The sequence below is a fragment of the Micromonospora sp. D75 genome, assembly GCF_018070405.1.
GTDB lineage: Bacteria > Actinomycetota > Actinomycetes > Mycobacteriales > Micromonosporaceae > Micromonospora > Micromonospora chalcea.
Genome location: NZ_JAGPXV010000533.1, coordinates 1 through 4,234 on the forward strand (window position 1 = coordinate 1; position 4,234 = coordinate 4,234).

4 protein-coding genes are annotated in these 4,234 nt (G+C 70.3%); 1 reads left to right on the forward strand and 3 read right to left on the reverse strand.

Annotated elements, in window-relative coordinates:
- The 3 genes from KBX39_RS24820 to KBX39_RS24830 form a co-directional block, all read right to left on the reverse strand.
- The coding region (locus KBX39_RS24820; RefSeq protein WP_210872764.1) for a carbohydrate ABC transporter permease at positions 1-529 on the reverse strand (529 nt) is incomplete at its 3' end.
- 70 nt (positions 530-599) lie between these two features.
- Complete coding sequence (locus KBX39_RS24825; protein ID WP_187694661.1) at positions 600-1,907, reverse strand: ABC transporter substrate-binding protein; 1,308 nt, start codon at positions 1,905-1,907, stop codon at positions 600-602.
- Between the two features lie 178 nt (positions 1,908-2,085).
- Entirely contained in the window at positions 2,086-2,841 is a 756-nt protein-coding gene (locus KBX39_RS24830) for a maleylpyruvate isomerase family mycothiol-dependent enzyme (protein ID WP_043328053.1), read from the reverse strand.
- Positions 2,842-2,911: 70 nt separating this feature from the next.
- On the opposite strand from KBX39_RS24830, the gene KBX39_RS24835 reads away from it, so the two are divergent.
- Positions 2,912-4,003 carry a UDP-N-acetylmuramate dehydrogenase gene (locus KBX39_RS24835; RefSeq protein WP_043328055.1) on the forward strand — a complete coding sequence of 364 codons (1,092 nt, stop codon included), beginning with the start codon at positions 2,912-2,914 and terminating at the stop codon, positions 4,001-4,003.
- The last annotated feature ends 231 nt before the right edge of the window (positions 4,004-4,234 follow it).

A 4,234-nucleotide genomic window follows, 5' to 3' on the forward strand; every position in this document is an offset into this window, starting at 1 on the left:
ACCGGTTCGCCTTCCAGTCGATCGCGCTGATCCCGACGTGGTCGAGCACCCAGTTGATCATGCCGAACTCGCGGCCGAACAGGACTGCGAACACGATCGCCACGGCGGCGGTCGAGGTGACGTTCGGGATCAGCACCGCCATCCGCCAGGTGGTACGGGCGCGCAACTGCCGGTTGAGCAGGTTGGCCAGCCAGAGCGCGGCGAGCAGCTGCGGGACCGTGGAGATCACGAAGATGCCCAGCGTGTTGACCACCGAGTGCCAGAAGTCCGAGTCGGCGAGCAGCTGGGTGTAGTTGTCGAAGCCGATGTACGGGTGCTCGGCGCCGAGCAGGTCCCAGTCGTGCAGCGAGACCCAGAACGTGTACGCCAGCGGGTACGCCCCGAAGACGCCGAACAGCAGGAAGAACGGGGCGATGAACAGGTACGGCGAGTACTTCGTGTCGAGTCGGCTGAGCCGGTTGCCCAGGCCGGGACGGGTGGGGCGGGGTGCCGGTGCGACCGGCGGGCGGGCGTCGAGCTGGACGGCCATGACCCGGGACTCCTTTCCGCCGTGCGGGCGGCCCCCGTGGCCGGGTGGCCGCCCGCACGCGCTGCTCGGGTTACTTGGCGGCGGCCTTCTCGGCGTTGGCGACCGCGTCGGTCCAGCCCTGTTCCGGGGAGCGCTTGCCCAGCTCGACGCTGCGGACGGCGTTCTCGACCTCGGTGCGTACGGCCTGGTTCTTCGGTCCCATGTAGACCGGCTTCAGGCTCTTGGCGCCCTCGGCGAAGATCTTCCCGACCGGCGCCTCGGAGAAGTAGGCGTTCTTCGAGTCGAGGATCGCCGGGTCCTCCAGCGCCTGCGGCGAAGAGGGCAGGGGACCCTTCGCCTTGAACGCGCCGATCTGGCCCTTGGCGCTGGTCAGGAACTTGGCCAGCTCGATCGCCTCGGCCTGGTGCTTGCTCTGCTTCGGCACCGCGAGGAACGAGCCGCCCCAGTTGCCGCCGTTGCCGGGGATCTGGGCGATGTCCCACTTGCCCTTGGCGGCCGCGCCCGCGTTGCCCTCGATCACGCCGGTCATCCAGGCCGGGCAGGCGATGGTGGCGAACTTCGACTGCTTGAACGCCGACACCCACTCCTCGGACCAGGAGCCGTACTTGCCGGACAGCCCCGAGTCGATGATGTCCATCGTGGTGTCGTACGCCTGCTTCACCGCCGGGTTGCTGCCGACGACCAGGTTGTTGCTGGTGTCGTAGTAGCTGTAGCCGCTGCTGTTGCCGGCGGTCTGGAGCAGGATCGTGTTGAAGGTGTTGGTCGCGGCGTCCAGGAACGACGCGCCCGTCTTCTTCGCGGTGAACTGCTCGCCGACCTTGATGTAGTCCTGCCAGGTGGGCCAGAGCTTGGACACGGCCTCCCGGTCGGTGGGCAGGCCGGCCTTGGCGAACAGGTCGGTGCGGTAGCACATCGCCATGCCGCCGACATCAGTGCCGAGGCCGATGAGCTGCTTGCCGTCGGCGGTGAGTCCCTGGTTCCACTTCCAGTCGAGGAAGTTGCCCTTCAGGTCGGCCGCGCCGTGGTCGAGCAGGTTGACGAAGTTCTGCGGGTTGGCCTTGTACTCGACGAGCAGGCCCTCCTCGATGGCGACCACGTCACCGGCGCCCTTGCCCGCGGCGAGCCACTGGGTGAGCTTCGGGGAGTACTCGTCGAGGTTGCCGCCGGTGCCGCGCTCGACGATCTTCACGCCGGGGTGGCTGGCCATGTACTCCTGGTAGAGATCGGCGTAACCGAACTGGCCGAAGACGTCGACGGTGAGCGTTATCGGCCCGTCGGCGGCGGCATCGTCGCCGCCGCCGCAGGCGGTGGTGCCGAGCAGCGCGGTGGCGGCGACCACTGCAACCGCCGCCAGGCGGCGGCGCGTGAAGGTGAGCATGCTGTCCTGACCTCTCGGGTCGTCGAAACGGGTGGTGGAAGGCGGTTCCGGAACTTAGAGAGCGCTCTCACGACAGCGTGGTGGAGGGTCACGGACCTTGTCAAGAGAGCGCTCTCAGAGCTGTCCGAAAAGAAACGGAGAGGGGCGCCCGCCGCCCCTCTCCGTCCGGTGCCCGTCGTCAGCCGACCCGCAGGCCCCCCAGCAGGGCCGGGTCGCCCGCCACGTCCAGCGCGTCGAAGCTGATCCGGCCCATCAGCGCCAGCAGCAGATCGCTCGCCGTGCCGGCCACCTGTGCCCGGGCCCGGTGGTCGTCGTGGTCCAGGATCGTCGCGGTGTCCAGCAGCGCGACCCCCTCACCCCGCAACCGCAGGTACCACTCCTGGGCCGCGTCGGTCGCGGTCAGCTGCACCACGCCGCGCCACTGCCCGGGCTGCACCCGCCGGCCCGCCGGCAGCCAGGTGTCCAGCACCTCGCTCACCCCGTCGGCCGCGAGCTTCGCCTCGATCGGATCACCCGCACCGATCGCGAGCTGGGCGTCCCAGCGGTGCACGGCCGTCTCGTGCGCCATCCGGCGCGGCCAGAAGGCCGCCTTCTTCGGCTGCGGCGCGAAGTTCCAGGCCGGCGCCTCCGGATCCGCCGCCTCCAGCAGCGCGGTGATCCGCTCGTACTCCCGCACGTACCACTGGGCCGGCGTCAGGTCCGCCGGCGGCTCCGGGTCGTGCCGCTCCGGGCGGGTGGTGCCACCGGCGGTCAGCACGGTGCCCGCCCAGACGTACACGCGGGTCAGGTGATGGGCGAGATCGGTGACCGTCCAGCCGGGACAGGACAGCACGGGTGTCTCGGGCGGCGCCTCCGAAACCGCCGCGGCGAAGGCGGGACCCTCCGTGCGCAGCGCGCCGATCCAGAAGTCCTTCGTGTGGTGCAGTCTGCTCATCGCCATCCTCCCGGGGGTGACCGGGCCACCAGTGGGTGCGCCGGCTACCCCTCAGCCTAGGGTGAAAGGCGTGTCAGACGTCTACGCCGAACCGGCTACTGCCGGTGAACCGACCGATCCGGCCACCCTGGCGCGCTACACCACGCTCCGGCTCGGCGGACCCGCCGGGCGGCTGGAGATCGCCGAGGACGCCGCCCAGATCGTGCGAAAAGTGCAGGAAGCGGAGGCCCGCGAGCAGGCCGTGCTGGTGCTGGCGGGCGGCAGCAACGTCGTGATCGGCGATCAGGGCTTCCCCGGCACCGTCGTGCTCGTCCGCTCGCGCGGGTTCCAGGCCGTGGCCGAGGAGGGCGACACCGTCACGGTACGTGTCGAAGCCGGCGAGCCGTGGGACGACTTCGTCGCCGCCACCGTCGAGCGCGGCTGGTCCGGGCTGGAGTGCCTCTCCGGCATCCCCGGCTCGGCCGGCGCGACACCGATCCAGAACGTCGGCGCGTACGGCCAGGAGGTCGCCGAGACCATCGTCGCCGTCGAGGCGTACGACCGGACCGAACGCCGGGTGGCGCGGATCGCGGCTGCCGACTGCGGGTTCGTCTACCGGGGGAGCATCTTCAAGTACAGCGACCGCTGGGTGGTGCTCTCGGTCGACTTCCGGCTCACCCGGTCCCCGCGCTCCGGCCCGGTTCGCTACGCCGAACTGGCCCGGGCGCTCGGTGTCGAGGTCGGCGACCGGGTGCCGCTGGCCGAAGCCCGGGCCACCGTGCGGAAGCTGCGCGCCGGCAAGGGCATGGTGCTGGACGCGGCCGACCCGGACACCTGGTCGGTCGGCTCGTTCTTCACCAACCCGGTGCTGCCGGGCGAGGTGTTCGAGCAGGTACGGGAACGCGCCGCCGAGGTGGGTGAGCCGCCGCACTGGCCGGGCGCCGACGGCACGGTGAAGGTCAGCGCCGCGTGGCTGATCGACAAGGCGGGCTTCGGCAAGGGGTACGCGGGCCCGGAGGGCGTCGCCATCTCCAGCAAGCACACGCTCGCGCTCACCAACCACTCCGGCAGCGCCAGCACGGCCGCGCTGGTGGCGCTGGCCCGCGAGATCCGAGACGGCGTCCAGTCCCGCTTCGGCGTAACCCTCCACCCCGAACCAGTCCTGATCAACTGCACCATCTGACCCGCGCCCCCGCCCCTCCCACTCCCACTCCCACTCCCACTCCCGCGATCTTGCACTTCCGGCCCTCGGTCCGAGCGGTTTGACCCGTTCTGCCGGGGCGGCAAGTGCAAGATCAACGCTGGACTCGAAGGGTTCCGCCGAGGGTTCCAGGGGAGGGGTGACGTTTCCCTTGATCTTGGAGTTGTGGTGGCTCGTGAACTGGGCCAAACGGGGCAAGGTGGGCGCCACAAG

What these genes read in the sequence shown, in the direction of transcription:
- KBX39_RS24825 (WP_187694661.1), bottom strand. Translation starts at nt 1,907, where the DNA reads ATGCTCACCTTCACGCGCCGCCGCCTGGCGGCGGTTGCAGTGGTCGCC.
- KBX39_RS24830 (WP_043328053.1), bottom strand. Translation starts at nt 2,841, where the DNA reads ATGAGCAGACTGCACCACACGAAGGACTTCTGGATCGGCGCGCTGCGC.